Source organism: Actinomycetospora termitidis (assembly GCF_030286555.1).
GTDB classification, from domain to species: Bacteria; Actinomycetota; Actinomycetes; order Mycobacteriales; family Pseudonocardiaceae; genus Actinomycetospora; species Actinomycetospora termitidis.
Genome location: NZ_JASVWF010000002.1, coordinates 72,031 through 96,724 on the forward strand (window position 1 = coordinate 72,031; position 24,694 = coordinate 96,724).

25 protein-coding genes are annotated in these 24,694 nt (G+C 74.2%); 18 read left to right on the forward strand and 7 right to left on the reverse strand.

Annotation, left to right across the window (positions count from 1 at the left end; genetic code table 11):
• Positions 1-174 precede the first annotated feature (174 nt).
• Positions 175-1,095, forward strand: a complete 921-nt coding sequence (locus tag QRT03_RS08235; protein ID WP_286052168.1) for an alpha/beta fold hydrolase — start codon at positions 175-177, stop codon at positions 1,093-1,095.
• On the opposite strand, the gene QRT03_RS08240 is transcribed toward QRT03_RS08235, so the two are convergent.
• Positions 1,085-1,816 carry a hypothetical protein gene (locus tag QRT03_RS08240; RefSeq protein WP_286052170.1) on the reverse strand — a complete coding sequence of 244 codons (732 nt, stop codon included), beginning with the start codon at positions 1,814-1,816 and terminating at the stop codon, positions 1,085-1,087. The genes QRT03_RS08235 and QRT03_RS08240 overlap by 11 nt on opposite strands.
• A gap of 192 nt (positions 1,817-2,008) precedes the next feature.
• On the opposite strand from QRT03_RS08240, the gene QRT03_RS08245 reads away from it, so the two are divergent.
• From QRT03_RS08245 to QRT03_RS08265, 5 genes are read left to right on the forward strand one after another with little or no spacing between them, the layout of a single operon-like run.
• Positions 2,009-5,386, forward strand: a complete 3,378-nt coding sequence (locus QRT03_RS08245; protein ID WP_286052171.1) for a pyruvate carboxylase — start codon at positions 2,009-2,011, stop codon at positions 5,384-5,386.
• Positions 5,379-5,846 carry a hypothetical protein gene (locus QRT03_RS08250; protein WP_286052172.1) on the forward strand — a complete coding sequence of 156 codons (468 nt, stop codon included), beginning with the start codon at positions 5,379-5,381 and terminating at the stop codon, positions 5,844-5,846. Before QRT03_RS08245 ends, QRT03_RS08250 begins: the two co-directional genes overlap by 8 nt.
• A gap of 12 nt (positions 5,847-5,858) precedes the next feature.
• On the forward strand, positions 5,859-6,407 hold the full coding sequence (rsmD, locus tag QRT03_RS08255) for a 16S rRNA (guanine(966)-N(2))-methyltransferase RsmD (protein ID WP_286052173.1): 549 nt from the start codon (positions 5,859-5,861) through the stop codon (positions 6,405-6,407).
• On the forward strand, positions 6,404-6,706 hold the full coding sequence (locus QRT03_RS08260) for a hypothetical protein (protein WP_286052174.1): 303 nt from the start codon (positions 6,404-6,406) through the stop codon (positions 6,704-6,706). Before rsmD ends, QRT03_RS08260 begins: the two co-directional genes overlap by 4 nt.
• A 29-nt stretch (positions 6,707-6,735) precedes the next feature.
• The gene (locus QRT03_RS08265; RefSeq protein WP_286052175.1) at positions 6,736-7,587 is read left to right on the forward strand and encodes an HTD2 family dehydratase; all 852 of its coding nucleotides are present in this window, start codon (positions 6,736-6,738) and stop codon (positions 7,585-7,587) included.
• Here the strand turns inward: QRT03_RS08265 and QRT03_RS08270 are convergent.
• Positions 7,568-8,218, reverse strand: coding sequence for a GNAT family N-acetyltransferase (locus QRT03_RS08270; protein ID WP_286052176.1), 651 nt, complete (start codon positions 8,216-8,218; stop codon positions 7,568-7,570). The genes QRT03_RS08265 and QRT03_RS08270 overlap by 20 nt on opposite strands.
• Before the next feature lie 62 nt (positions 8,219-8,280).
• On the opposite strand from QRT03_RS08270, the gene coaD reads away from it, so the two are divergent.
• Entirely contained in the window at positions 8,281-8,757 is a 477-nt protein-coding gene (gene coaD / locus QRT03_RS08275; protein ID WP_286052177.1) for a pantetheine-phosphate adenylyltransferase, read from the forward strand.
• On the opposite strand, the gene QRT03_RS08280 is transcribed toward coaD, so the two are convergent.
• On the reverse strand, positions 8,744-8,935 hold the full coding sequence (locus QRT03_RS08280; RefSeq protein WP_286052178.1) for a helix-turn-helix transcriptional regulator: 192 nt from the start codon (positions 8,933-8,935) through the stop codon (positions 8,744-8,746). The two genes, coaD and QRT03_RS08280, sit on opposite strands and share 14 nt — an antisense overlap.
• On the reverse strand, positions 8,932-9,330 hold the full coding sequence (locus QRT03_RS08285) for a hypothetical protein (RefSeq protein ID WP_286052180.1): 399 nt from the start codon (positions 9,328-9,330) through the stop codon (positions 8,932-8,934). Before QRT03_RS08285 ends, QRT03_RS08280 begins: the two co-directional genes overlap by 4 nt.
• 147 nt (positions 9,331-9,477) lie before the next feature.
• Between QRT03_RS08285 and QRT03_RS08290 the strand changes: the two genes are divergently transcribed.
• The 5 genes from QRT03_RS08290 to mutM all read left to right on the forward strand — a co-directional run bounded on the left by QRT03_RS08290 (position 9,478) and on the right by mutM (position 12,751).
• Entirely contained in the window at positions 9,478-10,167 is a 690-nt protein-coding gene (locus tag QRT03_RS08290) for a F0F1 ATP synthase subunit B (RefSeq protein ID WP_286052181.1), read from the forward strand.
• A 178-nt stretch (positions 10,168-10,345) separates the two neighbouring features.
• On the forward strand, positions 10,346-10,930 hold the full coding sequence (locus QRT03_RS08295; RefSeq protein ID WP_286052182.1) for a YceD family protein: 585 nt from the start codon (positions 10,346-10,348) through the stop codon (positions 10,928-10,930).
• Positions 10,931-10,946: 16 nt separating this feature from the next.
• Positions 10,947-11,129 carry a 50S ribosomal protein L32 gene (gene rpmF / locus QRT03_RS08300; RefSeq protein WP_179794247.1) on the forward strand — a complete coding sequence of 61 codons (183 nt, stop codon included), beginning with the start codon at positions 10,947-10,949 and terminating at the stop codon, positions 11,127-11,129.
• 5 nt (positions 11,130-11,134) lie between these two features.
• Positions 11,135-11,863, forward strand: a complete 729-nt coding sequence (gene rnc / locus QRT03_RS08305; protein WP_425604802.1) for a ribonuclease III — start codon at positions 11,135-11,137, stop codon at positions 11,861-11,863.
• Positions 11,864-11,872: 9 nt separating this feature from the next.
• Positions 11,873-12,751 carry a bifunctional DNA-formamidopyrimidine glycosylase/DNA-(apurinic or apyrimidinic site) lyase gene (mutM, locus tag QRT03_RS08310; RefSeq protein ID WP_286052184.1) on the forward strand — a complete coding sequence of 293 codons (879 nt, stop codon included), beginning with the start codon at positions 11,873-11,875 and terminating at the stop codon, positions 12,749-12,751.
• Between the two features lie 50 nt (positions 12,752-12,801).
• On the opposite strand, the gene QRT03_RS08315 is transcribed toward mutM, so the two are convergent.
• The 3 genes from QRT03_RS08315 to QRT03_RS08325 all read right to left on the reverse strand — a co-directional run bounded on the left by QRT03_RS08315 (position 12,802) and on the right by QRT03_RS08325 (position 15,751).
• Positions 12,802-13,245 (reverse strand): SRPBCC family protein, encoded by a 444-nt coding sequence (locus tag QRT03_RS08315; protein ID WP_286052185.1) that lies wholly within the window; start codon positions 13,243-13,245, stop codon positions 12,802-12,804.
• A 62-nt stretch (positions 13,246-13,307) separates the two neighbouring features.
• Positions 13,308-14,489, reverse strand: a complete 1,182-nt coding sequence (locus QRT03_RS08320) for an acyl-CoA dehydrogenase family protein (RefSeq protein ID WP_486598983.1) — start codon at positions 14,487-14,489, stop codon at positions 13,308-13,310.
• Between the two features lie 65 nt (positions 14,490-14,554).
• A complete protein-coding gene (locus QRT03_RS08325; RefSeq protein WP_286052188.1) occupies positions 14,555-15,751 on the reverse strand; it encodes a CaiB/BaiF CoA transferase family protein in 1,197 nt (398 codons plus the stop codon).
• A gap of 57 nt (positions 15,752-15,808) precedes the next feature.
• Here QRT03_RS08325 and QRT03_RS08330 point away from each other — a divergent pair, with 57 nt between their 5' ends.
• The 6 genes from QRT03_RS08330 to QRT03_RS08355 all read left to right on the forward strand — a co-directional run bounded on the left by QRT03_RS08330 (position 15,809) and on the right by QRT03_RS08355 (position 24,642).
• The gene (locus QRT03_RS08330; protein ID WP_286052189.1) at positions 15,809-16,519 is read left to right on the forward strand and encodes an IclR family transcriptional regulator; all 711 of its coding nucleotides are present in this window, start codon (positions 15,809-15,811) and stop codon (positions 16,517-16,519) included.
• 32 nt (positions 16,520-16,551) lie between these two features.
• Positions 16,552-20,271, forward strand: coding sequence for a chromosome segregation protein SMC (smc, locus tag QRT03_RS08335; protein ID WP_286052190.1), 3,720 nt, complete (start codon positions 16,552-16,554; stop codon positions 20,269-20,271).
• A 152-nt stretch (positions 20,272-20,423) separates the two neighbouring features.
• The gene (locus QRT03_RS08340; RefSeq protein WP_286052191.1) at positions 20,424-20,894 is read left to right on the forward strand and encodes a hypothetical protein; all 471 of its coding nucleotides are present in this window, start codon (positions 20,424-20,426) and stop codon (positions 20,892-20,894) included.
• Positions 20,895-20,955: 61 nt separating this feature from the next.
• Positions 20,956-22,635: a signal recognition particle-docking protein FtsY gene (gene ftsY, locus QRT03_RS08345; RefSeq protein ID WP_425604803.1), complete on the forward strand. Its 1,680-nt coding sequence runs from the start codon at positions 20,956-20,958 to the stop codon at positions 22,633-22,635.
• Positions 22,636-22,962: 327 nt separating this feature from the next.
• Complete coding sequence (locus QRT03_RS08350; RefSeq protein WP_286052192.1) at positions 22,963-24,300, forward strand: ammonium transporter; 1,338 nt, start codon at positions 22,963-22,965, stop codon at positions 24,298-24,300.
• Positions 24,301-24,303: 3 nt separating this feature from the next.
• Positions 24,304-24,642: a P-II family nitrogen regulator gene (locus tag QRT03_RS08355; RefSeq protein ID WP_179794233.1), complete on the forward strand. Its 339-nt coding sequence runs from the start codon at positions 24,304-24,306 to the stop codon at positions 24,640-24,642.
• The last annotated feature ends 52 nt before the right edge of the window (positions 24,643-24,694 follow it).

Consider the following 24,694-nt stretch of genomic DNA (forward strand, 5'->3'; position numbering starts at 1 on the left):
CCGAAGGTCTGGCGCGACGCCTCGCGCCGCTGGTCCCAGGGTGTCCCGCCGGTCGGCTCCTCATTCGGGTCCTATCGAGTGATGTTCCGCGCATCACATGGTCACGGCACGCAGTCGTAGATCCGTCAACGGACGGCGGGCGTCGACCGGCGGTCGAGCGGACACCCCGGAGCCGTGGTCCTCGTCGCCCGCTGCGTCCTCGCGGTGGTGCTCGCGACCGTCCTGCTCCCGGTGCCGTCGGCGGCCTCGTCCCGCTGCGGTGCCGACGTGCCCGGACTCGAGCGCCGGTGGGTCGACGTCGGCGCGGTGCGCCTGCACGTCGCGACCGGCGGCCCGCCCGGGGCGCCCGCGGTGGTCCTGCTGCACGGCGTCCCGGAGACGTGGCGGACGTGGCGGACCGTGGCCCTCGACCTGGCCGCCGACCACCGCGTCGTCGTCCCCGACCTGCGGGGCGCCGGGTGTTCGGACCCCGGCGCGGTCCGCGATCCGGACGCCACCACCCTGGCGGCGGACCTCGCCGGCCTGACGACCGCACTCGGACTCCCGCCGGCGGTCGTCGTCGGGCACGACATGGGCGCGATGCCGGCGTACGCCTGGGCGCGGGACCGGCCGGACCAGGTGCGCCGGCTGGTGCTCTCCGGCGGCGGCGTGCCCGGGCGCGGCCTCGAGGAGCTCGCCCCGCCCCACGTCGCGGCCTTCGCCGCCGCCCCGCCCGGCGCGTTGGCCGCGGCCGTCGCCGGCCGGGAGCGCGAGGTGCTCCGGGCGTTCGTGGGCGACCCCGCCGTCGAGGCGTCGGGCTCCCTCGACGACGCCGTCCGGGCCTACTCCGCCCCGGGCCGCTACGACGCCGCCATAGGTCGGTACCGCGCGCTCGCCCGGGACGCCGCCCGCAACCGCGCCGACCCCCGTCCGCTCGCGGTCCCGGCCACCGCTCTCGAGGGCGGGGCACCGGGCATCAGCGCCGCGACCCTGCCGGGCGCCGACGTCGTCGTGGTCCCGGGAGCAGGGCACTACCTCCAGGAGGACCGGCCGCGCGCGACCGCGGCGGCGATCCGGGCGCTCGCGGCACTCAGGCCGATGAGGCTCAGGCCTTGAGCCGACCCCGCAGGTCGCGCATCCCGCGCGCGGCGGCCTGCTTCACCGCGTCCGCGACCGCGGCGTACTCGTCCGCGGGCGCGCCGCTGCGGGGCGCCCGGGTGGTGCCGGGGCCGGGCATCGGGCGCCCCGGCTCGACGGCCGGCTGCGGGCGCTCCCCGGCGAGCGCGTCGGCCTCGCGCCGCGCGTCGTCCCACGCCGCGACCGCGTGGTCCACCGCGGCCACGAACTCCTCGCGCCGGGGGCTGCCCGGCTCGGTCGGGGTGGCGAGGACCTGGGCGTCGCCGAGCGCCTCGACGAACCGCGCGGTGGCCGGCACCGACACGTCGGCGAGGGCGGGCCGCGCCGCCACCGCGCCGCGGTCGGACTCGAAGGCGGCGTAGTCGCGCTGCAGCGCGGCGAACCGGTCGCGCGCGAGGCTCCACCGCGCCGAGCGGTGCTCGTCGAGCCGGCCCGGCCGGCCGTCGGGATGACCGAGGACGACCGAGCGCACCCGACGCACGCCGCGCCGGGCGGCCAGCACGGTGGCGACGATCGCCGCGATCGCGGCGGCCACGAGGTCGGCGATCGCGAGCACCACGGCCTGCCCGAGGCCCTCGATCGTCCCGTCGCCGACCCAGGCGCCGAGGAGGACCAGCGGCGAGATCACCGTCAGCAGCACCGCGAGGGCGTAGAGCCAGGGCACGGCCGATCGGCGCAACGGCGAGCTGGTCCGTGCCATCCCGGGGCCTCCCGCCACGTCGAACGCCGAGTCTCTCTCCTCCTTGGTACCGGAGGGCGGGCCCGAGTTCCACGCGCGCCCATGATCGGCCGCGGTACCGTGCGCCGGCTCGTGCCCGACCTCCGGAGGTGTCGCCGGGGGCGTGCACCCGTCAGGCTGGCACGCCGGACGACCCCGGACGGAGGACGGTCGATGTTCCGCAAGGTGCTCGTGGCCAACCGCGGCGAGATCGCGATCCGGGGGTTCCGCGCCGCGTACGAGCTGGGGGCGGCGACGGTGGCGGTGTTCCCGGTGGAGGACCGCCAGTCCGAGCACCGGTTGAAGGCCGACGAGGCGTACCAGATCGGCGAGGAGGGCCATCCGGTCCGGGCGTACCTCTCGATCGAGGAGATGATCCGCGCGGCCCAGAAGGCGGGCGCCGACGCGATCTACCCCGGGTACGGCTTCCTCTCGGAGAACCCGAAGCTGGCGACGGCGTGCGCCGAGGCCGGGATCACCTTCATCGGCCCGCCCGCCCGCGTGCTGGCGATGGCGGGCAACAAGCACCGTGCGGTCGCGGCGGCGCGGGAGGCCGGGGTGCCGGTGCTGGACTCGTCGGACCCGTCCGACGACGTCGAGACGCTGCTCGCCGCGGCGGCGGAGATGACGTTCCCGCTGTTCGTCAAGGCAGTGGCGGGCGGCGGCGGGCGCGGGATGCGGCTGGTGCGCGAGGAGCGCGCGTTGCGGGACGCGCTGACCGCGGCGATGAACGAGGCGTCGTCGGCATTCGGGGACGCGACGGTGATCCTCGAGCAGGCGGTGATCGACCCGCGGCACATCGAGGTGCAGATTCTGGCGGACGCCGAGGGCCACGTCATGCACCTGTTCGAGCGCGACTGCTCCGTGCAGCGGCGGCACCAGAAGGTCGTCGAGATCGCGCCGGCGCCGAACCTGTCGCCGGAGCTGCGCGAGCGGATCTGCGCGGACGCCGTGAAGTTCGCGACCGCGATCGGCTACGTGAACGCCGGGACGGTCGAGTTCCTGCTCGACGCCGACGGCCACCACCACTTCATCGAGATGAACCCGCGGATCCAGGTGGAGCACACGGTCACCGAGGAGGTCGCCGACGTCGACCTCGTCGCGGCCCAGATGCGCATCGCCTCGGGGGAGACGCTGGCCGACCTCGGGCTCTCGCAGGACGCGGTCGCGCTGCACGGCTTCGCGCTGCAGTGCCGCATCACCACCGAGGACCCGGCGAACGAGTTCCGTCCCGACATCGGGATGATCTCGGCGTACCGCTCGGCGTCGGGGTCGGGCGTGCGTCTCGATGGCGGCACCGCCTTCGCCGGCGCGCAGATCAGCGCGCACTTCGACTCGCTGCTGGTCAAGGTGACCTGTCGCGGGCGGGACTTCACGACGGCGGTCCGGCGGTCCCGTCGGGCCCTGGCCGAGTTCCGGGTGCGCGGGGTCGCGACCAACATCCCGTTCCTCATGGCGCTGCTCGACGAGCCGGACTTCCGCGAGGGCCGCGTCACCACGAGCTTCATCGCCGAGCACCCGGAGCTGCTCGCGGCCCGCGCCCCGGCCGACCGTGGCACGCGCCTGATGACCTATCTCGCCGACGTCACCGTCAACAAGCCGCACGGGACCCCGCCCGACCTGGTCGACCCGCGCGAGAAGCTGCCGGCGGTCGACCTCGGGCAGGCGCCGCCGGACGGGTCGCGCCAGCGCCTCGGGGAGCTCGGGCCGGAGGGGTTCGCGGCGTGGCTGCGCGAGCAGACCACGGTGCCGGTCACCGACACCACCTTCCGCGACGCCCACCAGTCGCTGCTGGCCACCCGGGTGCGGACGCGGGACCTGCTGGAGATCGCGCCGCACGTGGCCCGGTCCACGCCGGAACTGCTGTCGCTGGAGTGCTGGGGCGGAGCCACCTACGACGTCGCGCTGCGCTTCCTGGCCGAGGATCCGTGGGAGCGGCTCGCCCGGCTGCGCGAGGCCGTGCCGAACCTGTGCCTGCAGATGCTGCTGCGCGGCCGGAACACCGTGGGCTACACGCCGTACCCGACCGAGGTGACCGACGCCTTCGTCGCCGAGGCCGCCCGCACCGGGATCGACATCTTCCGGATCTTCGACGCGCTCAACGACGTCTCGCAGATGCGGCCGGCGATCGAGGCGGTGCGCCAGTCCGGCGGAGCGGTCGCGGAGGTCGCGCTCTGCTACACGAGCGACCTGATGAACCCGGCCGAGGACCTCTACACCCTCGACTACTACCTGCGCCTGGCCGAGCAGATCGTCGACGCGGGCGCGCACGTGCTGGCGATCAAGGACATGGCGGGGCTGCTGCGCCCGCCCGCGGCGCGGACGCTCGTGACCGCGTTGCGGGAGCGGTTCGACCTGCCCGTCCACCTGCACACCCACGACACCGCGGGCGGGCAGCTCGCCACCCTGGTCGCGGCGATCGACGCCGGGGTGGACGCGGTGGACGCCGCGGTCGCCTCGATGGCCGGGACCACCTCGCAGCCCTCGCTGTCGGCCCTGGTCGCCGCGACGGATCACAGCGAGCGGGAGACCGGTCTGTCCCTCGACGCGGTGAACGCCCTGGAGCCGTACTGGGAGCTGGTCCGCAAGGTCTACGCGCCGTTCGAGTCCGGGCTGGCGTCGCCGACCGGCCGGGTCTACACCCACGAGATCCCGGGTGGTCAGCTGTCGAACCTGCGCACCCAGGCCGTCGCGCTCGGCCTCGGTGACCGGTTCGAGCAGGTCGAGGACGCCTACGCGGCGGCCGACCGGATGCTCGGGCACCTGGTGAAGGTCACCCCGAGTTCGAAGGTGGTCGGTGACCTCGCGCTGCACTTCGTCGGGGCCGGGGTGGACCCGGCCGACTTCGAGGCGGAGCCGTCCCGGTTCGACATCCCGGACTCGGTGATCGGCTTCCTGCGCGGCGAGCTCGGCGACCCGCCCGGCGGGTGGCCCGAGCCGCTGCGCACCCGCGCGCTGGAGGGCCGGTCCGAGCGGCCGGGGCTCGCCGAGCTCACCGACGACCAGCGCAAGGGCCTGGAGGCCGAGCGCGCGGGCACGCTGAACGAGCTGCTCTTCCCCGGCCCGACGACGGAGTTCCGCGAGCACCGGACCGCCTACGGCGACACCTCGGTGCTGCGCAGCCAGGAGTTCTTCTACGGCCTGCGCAGCGAGACCGAGTACGCCGTCGACCTCGAACCCGGCGTCCAGCTGCTCATCGAGCTGGAGGCGATCTCGGAGCCGGACGCGCGCGGGATGCGGACCGTGCTGATGTCCCTCAACGGGCAGCTGCGCCCGGTCCAGGTCCGCGACCGCGCCGTCGACACCGACGTGAAGGTCGCGGAGAAGGCCGACCGCTCCGACCCGTCGCACGTGGCCGCGCCGTTCGCCGGCGTCGTCACGCTGCAGGTCGGCGAGGGCGACTCCGTCTCCGCCGGCGACACCCTGGCCACCATCGAGGCGATGAAGATGGAGGCCGCCATCACCGCCCCGTCGTCGGGAACGGTGCAACGCCTCGCGATCGGGTCGGTCCAGCAGGTGGAGGGCGGCGACCTGGTCGTGGTGCTTGCGTAGGGCCACGGCGCTGGTCCTGACGGCGGGGGTGGTCGCGCTGGCGCTCACGGTCGGCGCCGCGGTCCTCGCTGGCCGCTGGGTGGCACGGGACGTGGAACTCGACCGCGGGGTCACCGCGGTGCCGACGGCCGCCGAGATCGCGTCCGCCGTCGCGTTCTGCGCGTTGCCCGGGGTGCCGCCCGGGGTCTCGGTGGGGCCGTTGCGACGCGAGCAGGGGATCGACGGGCTCGTGGTGTTCCGGGCGTCCGGCGGCGGTGCCGCCGTGGCGTGGCTCGCCGCCGGCGGGATGCCCGGCCCGACCCCGTCGTCGGGACCGGCCGGGCTCGAGTTCGGACCGGACCTGCCGTCGGGAACGCCGGTGGTGGAGCAGCAGCGGGTGGGGCGCCCGGGCGGCGGCATCGTGTTCCGGTCCGCGGTCCTCGGGCCCGACGCGGTCGAGGTGCGGTGCTTCGAGACCTAGAGTGATCCACCGATGAGTCGCATCGTGGCGGGAACGGCCGGCGGGCAGCGGATCGCGGTGCCGCCGAACGGCGTGCGGCCTACCTCGGACCGGGTGCGGGAGGCCCTGTTCTCGCTGCTCGAGGCGCGCGGGGTGCTCGAGGACGCGACGGTGCTCGACCTCTACGCCGGGTCGGGGGCGCTGGGCCTGGAGGCGCTCTCGCGCGGTGCGCTGACCGCGACGCTGGTCGAGCGCGACCCCCGGGCCTGCGGCTTCGTCCAGACGAACGCCCGCACGACGGGGCTGACGGGTGCCCTCGTCCGTCGCGCGTCGGTGACCACGTTCCTCAAGCGGCCCACCGACGTCGTCGACCTCGTGTTCGTCGACCCGCCCTACGCCGGCACCGAGGACGAGGTGGACGTCGTGCTGGGCCTGCTGGTGCCGTGGCTGTCGCCGGACGGGCTCGTCGTGCTGGAGCGGGACTCGCGGACCCGGGTCCCGGCGTGGCCCGAGGGACTCGTCGCCGAGGAGCCGCGTGTGTACGGGGAGACGACGCTGCACCTGGGTACGCCCACCGGGTGAGCCTGGAGGAGCGGTACCTGGAGCTGGTGCGCTCCGAGCTGCCCGCAGCGGCCCGGCGCGACGGCTGGGTGATCAGCAACGACCACTGCTTCGGCCGGGTCCTGCTCGACGACGCCGTGGGCGGGTGCTGGTACGACGTCCTGGGCCGCGGCCGGGGCGGGGCGTTCCGCAAGCTCGACCCCGACCAGCTCGCCCACGCCGTCGCCCAGGGGGAGCGGATGCTGCGTGAGGGCGGGGAGACGGTCCGCGCCCTCGACGCGCAGTCCCTGGCGTGGCGGGGGAAGGCGCCGAAGCACTGACGCATTGCTTGCACGGGAGCCCTGCACCGATGATCGGGACCGTGGACCTCGCCGACGCGACGCAGGGATGGGCCCCGGAGCCGGTCACGACGACGGGTGGCACGTCCGCCTGGACCGTGGCCGCCGTGAGCGGGATGTTCGACCTCGATCCGGTGGCCGGCGAGGGGGACCCGCTGCCGCCGATGTGGCACTGGTTCGGCTTCCTGGAGCACCCGCGCTCCGACGAGCTCGGCGACGACGGGCACCCGTTGCACGGCCACTTCCTCCCGCCGATCCCGGACCGGCGTCGCATGATCGCGGGCGGCCGGCTGCGGATCGGTGAGCCGATGCGGGTGGGGCAGACCTACACGCGGCGGTCGTCGCTGGCGAGCTCGCAGGTCAAGCACGGCCGGTCGGGCGACATGCTGCTGGTGACGGTGCGCTCGGAGTTCTTCGAGGGCGACGACCTGCTGGCCACGGAGGAGTCCGACGTCGTCTACCGGTCGCAGCCGCCCGGGCAGGCGCGGGGGATCCCGGCCGGCGACGCCGAGGACGGCCAGGCGCCGCCCCCGTCCGACGAGGCCGTCGAGCTCACCCCCGACGAGCGCCTGCTGTTCCGGTTCTCCGCGCTGACCTACAACACCCACCGCATCCACTACGACCAGCCCTACGTCACGGGGGTCGAGGGCTATCCCGGGCTCGTCGTGCACGGGCCGCTGCTCGCCCTGATGTGCCTGGAGGTCCCACGCCGGCACGGACAGCCGGTGCGGTCGGTGGACTACCGGCTCTCCCGGCCCGCGTTCGCCGGGACCCGGATCGTCGCCGACCGCACCGACGACCACGGCGGCGTCGCCGCGGGCGTCCCGGGCCGACCCCCGTCGATCACCGCGACGCTGGGCTGACCGCCGCCAGGAACGGCTCCACCCCCTCGACCACCACCCCGTCGAGCCGTCGCCGCCGCCACGCGCCCGGGGTGACGGCGAGGTGGATCTCCGGGGTGCCGTCGGCGTGCGGGGCCCGGTGCGTCTCGCGGTACCCGCAGCGGTGCGAGACCCGCAGCGACGCCGCGTTGTCCTCGGCGGCCGAGGTCACCGCGCGGGTCGCGTTGAGGTGGACGAAGGCGAGGTCGAGCAGCATCAGGCGGACCCGTCGTCCGAGCCCGCGGCCCTGCTCCGCCCGGGCGATCCACGACGAGGTCCACACCTCCCCGGGACTCCTGCTCCGCGCGAGCGTCGCGTGGCCCACCACCCGTCCGCCCTCGACCAGGGCGAACGGGACGAACCACGAGCCGCCGGGCGCGACCCGCAGCTGCCAGGACCGCTCGAGGAAGGCGCGGGCCGCGTCCGCGTCGCCGGAGCGCCACGTGACGTAGTGCGCCTCCTCCGGCGCGACGACGCCCCCGGGCTCGGCCACGATCGCGGCGAGCTCGAGTAGCTCGACGTCGGTGGGCGGTGCGAGCTCGAGGCCGGCGTGGGCGATCCGCAGGCCGAACTGCGGGTAGAGCGCGGCCAGGTCGTCCCGCACGTAGTCCACGCCCGGATCCTGCTATAACGGCTGATCATGAGGCAGGAGACGGAGCGAAGCGGAGCTCGACCATGAAGGCGGTCTGCCCCGGCTCGTTCGACCCCGTCACCCTCGGCCACGTGGACGTCGTGCGGCGCGCCGCGGCGATGTTCGACGAGGTGGTGGTCGCGGTCGCGATCAACCCGAACAAGCAGGGCCTGTTCTCGGTCGACGAGCGCCGGGAGCTGCTCGCGGAGTCGTTCGCCGACCTGCCGAACGTGACGACGGCGGCCTTCTCCGGGCTGCTCGTCGACTGGTGCGCGGAGCAGGGCGTCGGCGTCATCGCCAAGGGGCTGCGCTCGGACACCGACTACGCCTACGAGCTGCCGATGGCGCAGATGAACCGGCACCTCACCGGCGTCGACACCGTCTTCCTCACCGCCGACCCCGCCCACACCTTCGTCTCCAGCTCGCTGGTCAAGGAGGTCGCCCGTGGCGGCGGGGACGTCTCGGCCTTCCTGACGGCGGGTGTGCACCGGGCCCTGCTCGAGCGGCTCAGCTCTCGCTGAAGATCTCCTCGATCGGCAGGCCGAACGTCCGGGCGATCGCGAAGGCGAGCGGCAGGCTGGGGTCGTACTTCTCGTTCTCGATGGCGTTCACGGTCTGGCGCGAGACGCCGAGCTCGCCGGCGAGGTGCGCCTGGGACCAGCGCCGTTCCGCGCGCAGCACGCGCAGCCGGTTGTTCACCGGTACCGCCGACGCGCCACGGCCTGGCCCACGCCCCAGAGGGCGACCAGCATCGGCAGTACCCACACCAGCGGCATCGCGGGCGCTCCGGCGAGCTCGACGAAGCCCCAGGTGAAGGTGGCCAGGCCCGTCAGGAGGGCCGCGAAGGCCAGCGCCTCGAGCTGGATGCGGCGCTCGAGTTCGTCCAGGCGCCCGACGTGGCGCAGGACCACCACCGTCGCCAGCACCGCCGGGACCAGTGGCGTGACGGCCACGACGTAGCGCCACCCGGCGTCGGGATGGGCCCGGACCACCGCGCCGGAGATGACCACCACGACGACGTAGGCCGCCATGGCGGTGCCGAACTCGGTCAGGTACCGCCGTGTGCTCATGCGCTCCTCCGTCGTCGTGGTCATGGCGAGAGTGTCGTGCTTGCGCGACGAAATGACAAGTAAGCTTGACACAACCCATGCCGGACACGCCGCGACACGCCGCAATGCGCCGGGCGGCGCAGCGGGCGCCGCACACTGGCGGGCGGTCTTCGACGCGGGAGGTGGATCGGCGTGTACCGGGTGTTCGAGGCGCTCGACGAGCTCGTGACGATCTGCGAGGAGGCGCGCGGGCTCCCGATGACGACGAGCTGCGTCGTGCCGCGGGGCGACGTCCTCGAGCTCCTCGACGACATCCGCGAGGCCATCCCGGGTGAGCTCGACGACGCCCAGGACGTCCTCGACCACCGCGACAAGCTCGTCGACGACGCGACCGAGGAGGCCTCCCGGGCGACCGAGGAGGCGCGGACCGAGGCCGACCGCCTCCTCGCCGAGGCACGCGAGCAGGCCCAGCAGATGATCGCCGAGGCCGAGCACGAGGCCGAGCGGGTCGTCTCCCGGGGTCGCCGCGAGTACGCCGACCTCACCGACCGGGCCGCCGCCGAGGCCGACCGGATGGCCGAGGCGGGGCGCCAGAGCTACGACCGCGCGGTCGCCGACGGCCGGACCGAGCAGCAGCGCCTGGTCTCGGAACACGAGGTGACCCTCGCGGCCCGCGACGAGGCCGGTCGCATCCTCGACCGGGCCGCCGAGGACGCCCACGAGGCGCGCACCGACTGCGACCACTACGTCGACACCGCGCTCGCCGAGTTCACCGAGACCCTGGAGTCGGTGCTCGACACCGTCGGGCGGCACCGCCACCAGCTGCGCACCGGCCAGGTCGGCGCGGCGGCGCGCGAGGAGGCCGAACGGGCCAGCGCGTAGGGCCGCACGCCTTCGCCCCGCAGGGAACGACCGGCACTCTCGCGTGCATAGATGCTGCGAGGGTGCCGTTCGCTCGGCGGGGGGAGGGCCCGGGGACGGCCGACGCGTAGGCTGAACGGTCGGACCAGACCCGTCGTCGGGAACACGTCCCGACGCGCAGCACGTTGGTCCGGGTGAGATGACTGAGAAGCACACTGCCGCCCCCGACGCGACCAGTCCGTGGGTCGTCGACGTCCTGCGCGAGCTCTCGCGCCGGCCCGGCACCATGAAGCCCTGGGTCCGCGACGTGCCCGCCCCGGCCGACTTCGGCCTGGAGGTGATCGGCGTCCCCGCGGGCGATCCGATCCACCTCGACCTGCGCCTGGAGTCCGTGGTCGAGGGCGTCCTCGCCAGCGGCACGGTGAGCGCGCACGTCGTCGGCGAGTGCTCGCGCTGCCTGGGCGAGGTCACCGACGACGTCGAGGTCGACGTCACCGAGCTCTATGCCTACCCCGACTCGGTCACCGAGGAGACGACGGACGAGGAGGACGTCGCGCGGATCGTCGACGAGAAGATCGACCTCGAGCCCGCCGTCCGGGACGCCGTGCTGCTGGAGCTGCCGAACGCCCCGCTGTGCAGCGACGACTGCGCCGGCGTGCCCTCGCCCGACGAGGAGGCATGGGCCTTCGTGCCCGCCGGGAGTGCCCGTGAGAGGATTGACCCTCGCTGGGCCGCCCTGCAGGAACGCTTCGCCGGCGGCAGCAACACAGAGAACATGCAGTAGAGGGAGATCGAGTACCGTGGCCGTCCCGAAGCGCCGGATGTCGCGCGCCAACACCCACGCCCGCCGCTCGCAGTGGAAGGCGTCCGTGCCGACCCTCGTGGCGTGCCAGAACAAGGCCTGCGGCCAGCCCAAGCCGCCGCACGTCGCCTGCCCCACCTGCGGCCAGTACGCCGGCCGCCGGGCCGTCACCCCGGCCTGACCGGCGTGGCCGCCAGCGCGGCCGGCGCCACGGAGCAGGACGGGTCGCCGGCCGAGCGGCTCAGCCGACTGCTCGGGATCGAGGTCGATCCCGAGCTGCTGCGGCTCGCCCTGACGCACCGCTCGTACGCCTACGAGAAGGGCGGGCTGCCGACGAACGAGCGCCTGGAGTTCCTCGGGGACTCGGTGCTCGGGATCGCGGTGACCGAACGCCTGTACCGCGAGCACCCCGACCTGCCCGAGGGCCAGCTCGCGAAGCTGCGCGCGAGCGTGGTGAACATGCACGCGCTCGCGAGCGTCGCGCGTGCCCTCGGTCTCGGCGAGCTGATGTACCTCGGCCGCGGCGAGGAGATGACCGGCGGTCGCGACAAGGACTCGATCCTCGGCGACGCCGTGGAGGCGATCCTCGGCGCGGTGCACCTGGAGCACGGCATCGACGTCGCCCGCGAGCTCGTCGCGCGGCTCTTCGGCGACCTGCTCCACCAGGCCCCTCGCCTCGGCGCCGGCCTGGACTGGAAGACCAGCCTCCAGGAGCTCACGGCCGCCGCGGGTCGCGGTGTGCCGGAGTACCGGATCACCGAGGAGGGTCCGGACCACGCCAAGGAGTTCACCGCGACCGCCGTGGTCACCGGTGAGGGCCTCGGGACGGGCACCGGGCGGACCAAGAAGGACGCCGAGCAGAAGGCGGCGCAGGCGGCGTACGAGTCGCTGAACGGCCCCGTCGGGACCTCGTAGACCACGCACGTGCCCGAGCTGCCCGAGGTCGAGGTCGTCCGGCGCGGGATCGCCGACCACGCCGTGGGGCGCACCGTCACGTCGGTCGAGGTGCTGCACCCGCGGTCGGTGCGCCGTCAGCCCGGGGGAGGCACCGAGCTCGCGGCGCGGCTGGCCGGGCGCACGCTCGTCGCCGCCCGCCGGCGCGGCAAGTTCCTGTGGATCGACCTCGACGACGACACCGCGCTGCTCGCCCACCTCGGCATGAGCGGCCAGCTGCTCGTCCAGCCCGGCGACCGGCAGGACGAGAAGCACCTGCGCGTGCGTCTGCGCTTTTCCGAGGAAGGGGAGCACGCCGATAGGGGAGCCGAGCTGCGGTTCGTCGATCAGCGCACCTTCGGCGGGCTCACCGCCGTGGACACAGTGGAGTCCGACGGGGAGCGCGTCCCCGTGCCGGTCGCCCACATCGGCCGCGACCCGCTCGACCCGCGCTTCGACCTCGAGGCCGCGGTGGGCGCCTACCGCCGGCGGCGCACCGAGCTCAAGCGCGCGCTGCTCGACCAGACCGTCGTGTCCGGGATCGGCAACATCTACGCCGACGAGGCGCTGTGGCGGGCGCGGCTGCACTCGCTGCGCCCGACCGCCCGGTTGACCCGACCCGACGTCCGGAACGTGCTCGGGGCCGCGACCGAGGTGATGACGGAGGCGCTGGCGCAGGGCGGGACGTCGTTCGACGCGCTCTACGTCGACGTGCACGGGGAGTCGGGCTACTTCGAGCGGTCCCTCGCGGTCTACGGCCGGGAGGACGAGCCGTGCTACCGGTGCGGGACCGCGATCCGGCGCTCGGCGTTCATGAACCGGTCGTCGTACTGGTGCCCGCGCTGCCAACGGGTGCCCCGACACACGTGAGCCCGCCGGGGACCGGACGGTCCCGAGCGGGCTAGGCGTGTGTGGCGACCTCAGTGCGAGGGGGCCTCCATGAGGCGCTTGAACTCCTCGAGGGCCTTCTCGATCTTCTTCTGCGGGTCGGCGAAGAGCTTGGCGCCGAGGTCACCGACCGCGCCAGCAGGCGTCTCCACGTGCAGGCTCACCTCGACGCCGGTCGTGTCGCCGTGCGGGTCGAAGCGGACCGCGCCGCCGGTCTCGACGTGGTTGTTGCTCTCCTCGAGCGACTTCCACGCGATCTTGCGGTCGGTCTCCTCGTCGATGATCTTCGCGTCCCACTCGATCTGCTTGCCGAGCGGGCCGTCGACCTTCCAGTGCGTCACGTCGGCGTTGCCAGACTTCGGCTCGACCGAGGTGACGTCGTCCATGATCTCGGGCAGGTGGGTCAGCGGACGCCACCACTGGTAGCACTTCGCGGCGGGTGCGTTGACCTCGAGGTAGTGCGTTGCCGTAGCCATGGGGGCGGATGGGCGATTCTCCCGTCCCTCGAAACGGGAGAAGTGCGCCCGCTCACGGCGTCTCAGCGCGTCGGGGCGTGCCCGACGAAGGCACCGATGCCGGTGATCGAGCGGCCGACGACGAGCGTGTTGATCTCACGGGTGCCCTCGTAGGAGTAGAGCGCCTCGGCGTCGTTGAAGAACCGGGTCACCTTGTTCTCCAGCAGCACGCCGTTGCCGCCGAGCACCTCCCGCGCCCGGGCCACCGCCTCGCGCAGGGCGATCGTGGCCTCCCGCTTGGCCAGCGCCGCCTGGTCGTCGCGGAAGTGGTCGGCGTCCTGGAGCTGGGTCACCCGCACCGCCAGCGCGAGCGACGTCGAGAGCCGCCCGAGGATCGTCACCAGGTGGTCCTGGACCAGCTGGAAGGACGCGATCGGCTGCCCGAACTGCACCCGCTCCAGGGCGTAGTCCCGGGCCAACTCGTACACGCCCATCATGACGCCGACCGCGTTCCACGCGACGCCGCCGCGGGTCACGCGCAGGACCCGGTTGGTGTCCTTGAAGCTCCCCGCGCCGGGGAGCCGGTTCGCCTCCGGGACGCGGGCGCCCTCGAAGGTCAGGTCGGCGTTCTGGACGGTGCGCAGCGCGAGCTTGCCCTCCATCTTCGTCGCGGTGAACCCGGGCGTGCCCTTCTCGACGACGAAGCCCTTCACCTCGTCGTCCTCGGTGTCCCGCGCCCAGACGACGACGAGGTCGGCGAACGTGCCGTTGCCGATCCAGCGCTTGGCGCCGTCGAGGACCCACTCGTCGCCCTCCCGGCGGGCCGTCGTCTCGAGCCCGCCCGCGACGTCCGACCCGCCGTGCGGCTCGGAGAGCGCGAACGCCCCGATCTTCTCCATCCGCCGCATCGCCGGCAGCCAGCGCTCCTTCTGCTCGTCGGAGCCGCAGAGGTCGATGGAGGAGAGCGCGAGCCCGCCGTGCACGCCGAAGAAGGTGGCCATCGACGGGTCGATGCGCGAGAGCTCCATGCTGACCATCGAGGTGAGGAGCTTGGAGTGCGCGGGCCGGTCCGGCCACGCCCGGCCGAGCCCGACGACGTCGAGCTCGGCGAAGCCGGGGAGCAGGTCGAACGGGAACTCGGTGCTCGCCCACTGCCGGTCGGCGATCGGCGCGATGCGTTCCTCGGCGAAGCGGCGGACCCGCGCGAGGATCGCCTGGTCCTCCGCGGTGAGCAGGTCGGCGTAGCCGTAGAAGTCACCGGGCAGCGGGGGCAGGACGTCCTCGGGGGTCGCCGGGGTCGGCGCACCGGTGGTGATGTCGGTGGTGGTGCTCATCGGGACTCCTCGATCGGTCGGTCGGTCATGGCGGCGATCTGGTCCTCGGTCCGGCCCAGCTCGCGCAGCACGTCCGCGGTGTCGTCGCCCTGGCGCGGCGTCGGGGTGCGCATCCCGGCGGGGGTCTCCGAGAAACGCACGGGGAACCCGATCGAGCGGTAGCCGCCCTCGCTGGGGTGCTCCTGCTCGGTCAGGAGACCGCCGCCGACGACGTACGGGTCCTCGTGGGCGGTCTCGAGGTCGAGCACCGGGGCGAACGGGATCGAGTGCTCGGCGCACAGGTCCGCCCACTCCTCGGTGGTGCGGGTCGGCGCGATGGCGGCGATCTCGGCGTAGAGCTCCTCGTGGTGGCGGGAGAGCTGCGTGCGGTCGACGAAGCGCTCGTCGGCGGCGAGGTCGTCGCGGCCGGCGGCGGTGAAGAAGTCGGCGATGTTCCGCGGGCTGTACGGGAGGATGCACGCCCACCCGTCCCGCGTCCCGACGGCGGCGTGCCCGGCCGCCATCGAGCGGTGGAAGCCGGTCGAGGCCTCGTCGGGAACGAAGGTGTGGCCGGAGAGGTGCTCGACGAGGGTGAAGGCGAGCATCGTGTCCGCCATCGGCACCTCGATCTCCTGTCCGCGCCCGGTCGCGCGCTGGTGGACGAGCGCGGCGAGCACGGAGTAGGTGATCGTCAGCGCGCACACCTTGTCGGCGAGCACCGTCGGGACGTAGCTGGGGGTCCCGGTCGCGCGGCGCACGATGTCGGTCATGCCCGACGCGGCCTGCACGATCTCGTCGTAGGCGGCGCGGTCGGCGAGGTCGGAGTCGCTGCGGAAGCCCTGCGCGCGGCAGGTGATCAGGCGCGGGTTGAGCTCGGCGAGCTCGGCGTGCGAGACACCGAGCCGGTCCAGGGCGCCGGGGCGCATGTTCGTGATGAGGATGTCGGCGCCCGCGACCAGGTCGCGGAACGCGGCCTTCCCGTCGGCGGACTTCAGGTCCAGGGTCACCGAGCGCTTGTTGCGGTTCACGTTCAGGGCGAGGTGGCCCATCCCGGGGTGCCGGGCGGGCGGGGCCAGGCGGGCGCTGTCGCCGCCCGGGGCCTCGACCTTGATGACGTCGGCCCCGAGGTCACCGAGGATCTGGGCCGCGTACGGGCCCATCACCACGGTCGCGAGGTCGATCACCCGGACACCCTCGAGCGCGGTCGTCGTCATGCTCTTGACGTTAGGCGTGCTAAGTAATTCTCCGCAATGTGAGATATGGTTACGCATATGGGTAATCGGCACCACCGGACGGTCGACCGGGTGGCGGAGCTGCTCGAGGCCGCCGTGGCCCGGCCCGGGGCCTCCCTGACGGAGCTGGCGCGGGCGGTCGACGCGCCCGTGTCCTCGGTGCAGAAGCTCGTCGACGGGCTCGTCGCCGTCGGCTACCTCGACGAGGACGGTCGGCACTACAGCCTGGGGCCCGCCCCGTCGGTGCTCTCGGTGCGCGCCGGGCGGCCGGTGGTGCCGGTGCGGCACGGGGTGCTGGCCGGGCTCGCCGAGCGCCTCGGGCTGCCGGTGCAGCTGGCGGTGCGGGTGGGCGACGACGCGGTGTGGGTGGACTGGGCGGGCGCCGACGAGGCGTTCGACTACGCCCTGTCCTCCCGGATCCGACGCCCGCTGGTCGAGACGGCGGCGGGGCGCGTGCTCGTGGCGCACCTGTCGGCGGCCGCCCGGCAGGCGGTGGTGCGGGCCGCCCGACCGGATGACCCGGCGTCCGGACTGGCGCTGCTGGCGGACCTGGAGCGGGTCCGGGAGACGGGGCGCGAGACCGGGCGCAGCGGACGGCTGGTGCCCGACGCCGTCGCGGTGGCGGTGCCGGTGTGGTCCGAGGGGCAGGTGGTGGCCGCGGTGTCGGTGATCGGCCGCTCGGGCGCGCTCGGAGACGGCGCCGACGAGGTCGCGACGGTGCTGCGGGAGGCTGTCGGGGAGGTCGCGTAGCTTGCCGGGCAGGTCGAGGAGGGGGTCGGCGCGTGCACCTGAAGAGCCTGACGCTCAAGGGCTTCAAGTCCTTCGCGTCCTCGACCACCCTGCGATTCGAACCCGGCATCACGTGCGTGGTGGGGCCGAACGGCTCCGGCAAGTCCAACGTCGTCGACGCGATCAGCTGGGTCCTCGGCGAGCAGGGCGCGAAGGCGCTGCGCGGCGGGAAGATGGAGGACGTCATCTTCGCCGGCACGTCCGGGCGGGCGCCGCTGGGGCGCGCCGAGGTGACGCTCACGATCGACAACACCGACGGCGCCCTGCCGATCTCCTACACCGAGGTGTCGATCACGCGGCGGGTCTTCCGGTCGGGCGCCGGCGAGTACGAGATCAACGGCAGCTCCTGCCGCCTGCTCGACGTCCAGGAGCTGCTCTCCGACTCCGGGATCGGGCGCGAACTGCACGTGCTCGTCGGGCAGGGTCAGCTCGACACGATCCTGCAGTCGCGCCCCGAGGAGCGGCGCGCCTTCATCGAGGAGGCGGCCGGGGTCCTCAAGCACCGCAAGCGCAAGGAGAAGGCGCTGCGCAAGCTCGAGGCGATGGAGGCCAACCTGGCCCGCCTGGGCGACCTCACCTCCGAGCTGCGCCGCCAGCTCAAGCCCCTGGGCCGGCAGGCCGAGATCGCGCGGCGGGCCCAGACCATCCAGGCCGACCTGCGCGACGCCCGGTTGCGGCTCGCCGCGGACGACCTGGTGACGCTGCGCGGCACGATCGCCCGCGACGCCGCCGACGAGGACCAGGCCCGGCGGCGGCGTGACGAGACCGAGCGGGCGCTCGCGGCGGAGTCGGAGACCACCGCGGAGCTCGAGGCCGCGCTGGACGCCGACGCCCCCGCCTACGAGGGCGCGCGCGATGCGCACCACCGGCTGTCCTCGCTGGCCGAGCGCCTGCGCGGCACGGTCGCGCTCGCCGCCGAGCGGCACCGACACGTCACCGCCGCCGAGGAGCACGTCGCGGGGCCGGACCCGGACGAGCTGGAGCGCCAGGCGGACGCGGCCGCGGAGAACGAGGCCACGCTGACCGAGGAGGTCGCCCTCGCGCGGGAGACCCTGGAGGACGCCGCGGTCCGCCGGGAGGACGCCGAGGAGGCGCTGGAGTCGGCCGACCGCAGGGTCGCGGCGGCCTCCCGGGCGGCGGCCGACCGGCGCGAGGGGCTCGCCCGGCTCGCCGGCCAGGTGGAGACGCAGCGCGGGCGGGTCGCGGCGGCGGTGGAGGAGCTGGAGACCCTCGCCGGCTCCGTCGGGGAGACCACGGCGCGCGCCGCCGCCGCCCGGGCCGAGCTGGCGGAGGAGGAGGCGGCCGCCCCCGACCGGGAGCCGGCCGCGGAGGCCCCGGAGGGCCCGGACGGGGCGGTGCCCGAGGACGCCCCCGACCCGGAGGCCGCCTTCGACGCCGCGACCGAGCGCCACGAGCAGGTCCGGGCGGAGGTCGACCGCGCGGCGGCGGCCCACCGGGACGCCGAACGGGACCGCGCGCACTGGAAGGCCCGGGTGGAGGCCCTCGAGCTGACGCTCACGCGCCGCGACGGCGCCGGCGAGCTGCTGGCCGGGGGGCGCGACGGGGTGCTGGGGTCGGTCGCGGCGCTGCTGCGGGTCGGGGCGGGCGACGAGGCCGCGGTCACCGCGGCGTTGGGGCCGGCGGCGGACGCCGTCGTGGTTACAGGGATCGGGGCGGCGGCCGACGCGCTCGAGCACCTGCACGCGAGCGACGCGGGGCGGGCCGGGCTGGTGGTGGCCGGCTCCGGCGGCGACGCGCCCGCGGGGCCGGCGCCCGACGGCGCCGTGTGGGCCGCCGACCTGGTGCAGGCGCCCGACACGGTGGCCGCGGCGGTGGGGCGCCTGCTCGCCGGGGTCGTGGTGGTGGACGACCTCGCCGCGGCGCGGGCAGTGCTCGCGGCCCACCCGGAGCTGCAGGCGGCGACCCGGGGCGGCGACGTCCTCGGCGGCGCCTGGGCGGCCGGCGGGCCCTCGGGCAACCGCTCGATCCTGGAGATGCAGTCCGCGGCCGACGAGGCGGGGGACCGGCTGGCCGGGGCCGAGCGCGCCGAGCGCAGCACGGCAGCGGCCCACGACGCCGCGAAGCAGGCCGAGTCGGCCGCACGGGCCGAGGTCGGGGTCGCCCGGCAGGTCCGCGACGACGCCCGCCGGGCCGACTCCGAGCGCCGCAGGGACGCCGACGCCCGGCGCGCGCAGGACGAGGCCCGGCGCGCCGAGCACGCCCGTCGCCTCGGGCGGCTCGCCGAGACGGTGCGCGGCGCGGAGGCGGAGCTCACGCGGCTCACCGAGCGACGGGCGACCGTGGAGGCCGCGCGGGACGACCGTCGCGCGGAGCTGGACGACCTCACCGAGCGCCTGGCGATGGCGACCGACCAGGCCGAGTCGGACGCCACGGACGACTCCGACGGCGGGGACGCCGCCGCCCGCGACGCGGCCGCCGCGGCCCTGAACGCGGCGCGGGCCGCGGAGGTCGAGGGGCGGCTGACCCTGCGGACCGCCGAGGAGCGCGCCCGGGCGGTGACCGGCCGCGCCGACGCCCTGCGGCACCGGGCGCGGGCCGAACGCGAGCAGCGCGAACGCGCCGCCACCCGCCGTCGGGAACGGGAACGGCAGGCCGGGCTGCTGGTGGAGATCCTCGAGCACGGCCGGGACGGACTGGAGCGGATCGCCGCGTCCGTCGCGGCGGCGGCCGAGGCGCGGGACCGGCTCGCCGCGGCGCGGCAGGCGCGGTCGGCCGAGCTGGACGGTGCGCGGGAACGCATGCGCTCCCTGCAGCAGACCCTGGAGCGGCTCACCGACGCGGTGCACCGCGACGAGGTGCTGCGCGCCGAGCAGCGGACCCGGCTGGCGCAGCTCGAGGAGTCGATCGCGGAACGGTTCGGCATGGGCCTCGAGGACCTCGTGCGCGAGTACGGCCCCGAGGCGGGCATCCCCCCGAGCGAGGCCGAGGTCGCGGAGGTGACGGCGGCCCGGGAACGCGGCGAGCAGGTGTCGATGCCGCCGCCGATGCCCTACGACCGCGCCGAGCAGCAGCGGCGGGCCGCCCGGGCCGAGAAGGAGCTGGGCACGCTCGGGAAGGTCAACCCGCTCGCCCTCGAGGAGTACGCGGCCCTCGAGGAGCGCTACCGGTTCCTGTCGACCCAGCTCGAGGACGTGAAGGCGTCCAAGCGCGACCTGCTCTCCGTGGTCGCCGACGTCGACCAGCGGATCCTCGACGTGTTCGCCGAGGCGTTCGCCGACGTCGCGCGGGAGTTCGAGGTCGTCTTCCCGGTGCTCTTCCCGGGCGGCGACGGGCGCCTCGTGCTCACCGAGCCCGACGACCTGCTCAACACCGGGGTGGAGGTCGAGGCCCGCCCGCCCGGGAAGAAGGTGAAGCGGCTCTCGCTGCTCTCCGGCGGGGAGAAGTCGCTGACGGCGGTCGCCATGCTGGTGGCGATCTTCAGGGCCCGCCCGTCGCCGTTCTACGTCATGGACGAGGTCGAGGCGGCCCTCGACGACGCGAACCTCCGCCGGTTGATCTCGTTGCTCGACGACCTGCGGCGCTCCTCGCAGTTGGTGATCATCACCCACCAGAAGCCGACCATGGAGATCGCCGACGCGCTGTACGGCGTGAGCATGCGCGGGGACGGCATCACGGCGGTCGTCTCCCAGCGGCTCCGGGGCGCCGATGCGCCAGGTCCACTCGCCGGTGCGGACCCCTCGCCCGTGTCGTGACGCTGTGTCGCGATATGATCGCAGTGTGTGATCGTTTCGTCACACGTCGGTGACCGACGAACGACGCGCCCGGGGAATGCCGCGAAGCGATCACCGGGCTTACGGTCAGGTCGTCGGGCAGGGGACGTCGGTTCCCCGGGGGAGGGTGGATCATGACGGTGCTCCAGCCCGGGCGCTACGTGCACCTCGAGCGCTCGGCCCCCGCACGCTGCCCGCGACGGCCGTCCTCCGCGCCGGTTCCGGTCGTCGGCCACCTGGTCGTCGACGCCTCGCACAGCTCGCTCGCGCCGTACCTCGCGCAGAGCACGGTGCAGGTGCTCGTCGACGACCTGCCGCTCAGCCTGCCCTGGGGCCGCACCGACATCGCCCTGCCACCGGGCCGCCACCGCCTCGAGATCGCCGTCGACCGCGGGGACGGGTGGGGACGGGTCGTGGAGGCCGTGCCGGTGGCCGCCGGACACACCGTCGACGTGTACTACCGGGCCCCCGTCCTGCCCGGCCCCGGCACGCTCGGTCCGGTGCCGCAGGCGACGCGCGGGGTCGTCGCGCTCCTCGCGGGCCTGGTGCTGCTGCTGGCGCTGCTCGGTGTCGGGGTCGTCGCGCTCCTCGCGCTCCTGGGCTGACACCCGTCGTCCGCGCCCGGTGGCGCCTTCGGCCGGACCGCGTGGCTGACAGGATGGAGCCGTGAGTTCGCCGCTGACCTCCCTCGACTCCTCGACCCGGGACCTGCTCGCCCAGGCCCCCGCCGCCGGGCTCTCCCCGGGGGTGCTGACGGGGATCATCGTCGCGGTCGTCGTGGTGGTGCTCCTGCTCGTCCTGATCGTGGGGCTGCTGATCGCCCGACGACGCCGCATCTCGCTGCGCGAGGAGGCCGAGCAGGAGGCCGAGGCCCCGAAGCCGTCCAAGGGCACCTACGCCGCCGGTGGGGGGTTCTCGTTCTCCGCGGGCAGCGGTGCGGCGACGAAGGACCGGCCCGAGGTCGGGCCGACCTCGCCGACGATCGAGACTCGGTCCGCCGAGCCCGCCCCGGCCGAGCCGTCGACCACCGAGGCCCCGTCCGCATCCGCGCCGACGACCGAGCCGCCGGCCACGACCGCGCCGGCCACGGAGCGGCCGCCCGCCGAGCCGACGCCCACCACCGACCGCCCGTCGGCGCCGACGGCCGAGCCGTCCGTCGAGCCGTCCGTCGAGGCCCCCGCCGCCGAGCCGGCCCCCGCCGAGCCGTCGAGCACCGAGGCCCCGCCGGCGCCGACCACCCAGCCGACCGCCGAGCCGTCGACGACCGAGGCCCCGGCCGCATCGGCGCCGACCACCGAGCCGACCATCGAGCGGCCGCCGGCCGCGCCGGTGGAAGCCCCGGCCGCGGAGCCCGCCCCGGCCGAGCCGTCGACCGTCGACGCCGCGCCCGCCGCGACGGCCCCCGCCGGGCCGACCGAGCCGATCGCGCCGCCCGAGGGCCGGCTGGAGCGGCTGCGCGGGCGGCTCGGGCGCAGCCGGTCGACGCTCGGCACGGGACTCCTCGGCCTGCTCGGTGCGGGCGACCTCGACGAGGACTCGTGGGAGGAGGTCGAGGACCAGCTGCTCATGGCGGACCTGGGCTCGGCGACCACCCAGGAGGTCGTCGGGAAGCTGAGGGAGCGGATCGCGTCGCGGGGGGTGCGCACCTCGGAGCAGGTCCGCGAGCTGCTCCACGAGGTCCTCGTCGAGGCGCTGGGCCCGGACATGGAGCGCTCGGTGCGGGCGCTCTCCCACGACGGACGCCCGGCCGTCGTCCTCGTCGTCGGGGTCAACGGCACCGGCAAGACCACGACGACGGGCAAGCTCGCGCGCGTGCTGGTCGGCGGCGGGCACGACATCGTGCTGGGCGCCGCCGACACGTTCCGCGCGGCCGCCGCCGAGCAGCTGCAGACCTGGGGCGAGCGGGCGGGCGCGCGGGTCGTGCGCGGTCCGGAGGGTGCCGACCCGGCCAGCGTCGCCTTCGACGCGGTCAAGCGCGGCGCCGAGTCGGGGGTCGACGCGGTCCTGCTCGACACCGCCGGCCGCCTGCACACCAAGACCGGCCTGATGGACGAGCTCGGCAAGGTCAAGCGCGTCGTCGCCCGGCAGGCCGAGGTGGACGAGGTGCTGCTCGTCCTGGACGCGACGACCGGGCAGAACGGGCTGACGCAGGCCCGCGTGTTCGGCGAGGTCGTCGACGTGACGGGCGTCGTGCTGACGAAGCTCGACGGCACCGCGAAGGGCGGCATCGTGTTCCAGGTGCAGCGCGAGCTCGGGGTGCCGGTCAAGCTCGTCGGCCTCGGGGAGGGCCCGGACGACCTCGCGCCCTTCGAGCCCGGCGCGTTCGTGGACGCCCTGCTGCGCTGACACCGTCGCCGAGAGGTACGTGAGGCACCGTCCGCGGCCTGTCGAGGTGCCTGGTGTCCCTCTCGGCGGAGAGTCGACCCGCACGACCATCCGGGTGACACGCACCGTCACGAACGAGCGTCACCGTGTGGCCGAGAGTCACCACGAGAAGGTGATCGAGGCCACGCAGAGCGCCGATGTCCGGTTCGGCAACGTGATGGTCACATGATTCGGTGGGCTGTTAACTGCCGAGAAACACCGGCAGACGCTGCTTGAAACACGTTCTCAGCATCCTTCTCCCCCAGTGACCGCCTCGAAGACGGTGGACCGCAGGAGGGACGAACGACCGTGTTGAATGCCGGAAGTACCGCGTGGGTGCTCGTCAGCGCCGCGCTGGTGATGCTCATGACCCCAGGGCTCGCGTTCTTCTACGGCGGCATGGTCCGCTCGAAGAGCGTCCTGAACATGCTCATGATGAACTTCATGTGCCTGGCGATCGTGTCGGTGCTGTGGTGCCTGTACGGCTTCTCGCTGGCGTTCGGCAACGACCTCGGCGGCGGCCTGCTCGGCGGCTTCGAGTACGTGGGCCTGGGCGGCCTGCCGACCGACCCGATCGGCACCGACCCCGACAAGATCCCGATCCTCGCGTTCGCGATGTTCCAGCTGATGTTCGCGATCATCACGCCCGCCCTGATCTCGGGCGCCGTGCCGGAGCGGACCAAGTTCTGGAGCTGGGGCATCTTCGTCGTCCTCTGGTCGACGATCGTGTACTTCCCCGTCGCGCACTGGGTGTTCGCCTTTGACGGCACCACCGCCGAGACCGGTGGCTGGATCGCCAACACGCTCGGCGCCCTGGACTTCGCCGGTGGGACCGCGGTCCACATCAACGCCGGTGCGGCGGGCCTCGCCCTCGCGATCGTGCTCGGCAAGCGCCGCGGCTGGCCCCGTGACCCGGGCCGCCCGCACTCGCTGCCCTTCGTGCTCCTCGGCGCCAGCCTGCTGTGGTTCGGCTGGTACGGCTTCAACGCCGGCTCCGCGCTGGGCGCCAACCAGAACGCCGCGATCGCCTTCACGACGACGACGCTGGCGACCGCCGCCGCCGTCATCGGCTGGTTGGTCGTCGAGCAGCTCCGCGACGGCAAGCCGACCACGCTCGGTGCCGCCTCGGGTGCCGTCGCCGGCCTCGTCGCGATCACCCCGGCCTGTGCCTTCGTCAACCCGATCGGCGGTCTCGCGATCGGCGTCATCGCCGGTGCGGTCTGCGCGCTCTGCGTCTCGCTGAAGTTCCGCCTCGGCTTCGACGACTCGCTCGACGTCGTCGCGGTCCACCTCGTCGGTGGTCTGATCGGCACGATCCTGATCGGCTTCTTCGGCACCACCTCGCTGAACGAGGCCAGCGCGGACGGCCTGTTCTACGGCGGCGGGTTCGGGCAGCTGGGCATCCAGGTCGTCGCCGCCCTCGCCGTCCTCGTCTACTCCTTCGTCGTCACGGCCATCATCGCCCTGGTCATCAAGGTGACGATCGGGTTCCGTGTGAGCGACGAGGACGAATCGACGGGCATCGACGAGTCGCAGCACGCGGAGAGCAGCTACGACTACTCCGGGCTGCGCAGCAGCGGTGGCCACAGTTCGATTCTCGACGCCGCGACGTCGAAGGTGCCGGCCTCGGCCGGTCAGGAGGGCTGACCCGTGAAGATGGTGACGGCGATCATCAAGCCGTTCGTCCTGGAGGACGTGAAGGGCGCGCTCGAGCAGCTGGGCGTGCTGGGCATGACCGTCAGTGAGGTCCAGGGCTACGGCCGGCAGAAGGGCCACACCGAGGTCTACCGCGGCGCGGAGTACTCGGTGGACTTCGTCCCCAAGGTCCGCATCGAGGTCGTGACCGACGACTCGACCGCGGAGAAGGTCCTCGACGCGATCGCCGAGACCGCCCGTACCGGCAAGATCGGTGACGGCAAGGTCTGGGTGACCCCGATCGAGACCGTGGTGCGCGTGCGCACCGGCGAGCGCGGGGCCGACGCCCTCTAGCTCGCCGACCCGACGTCCGGCACCGGGTCCGCCTCGTCCCCTCCCGGGGACG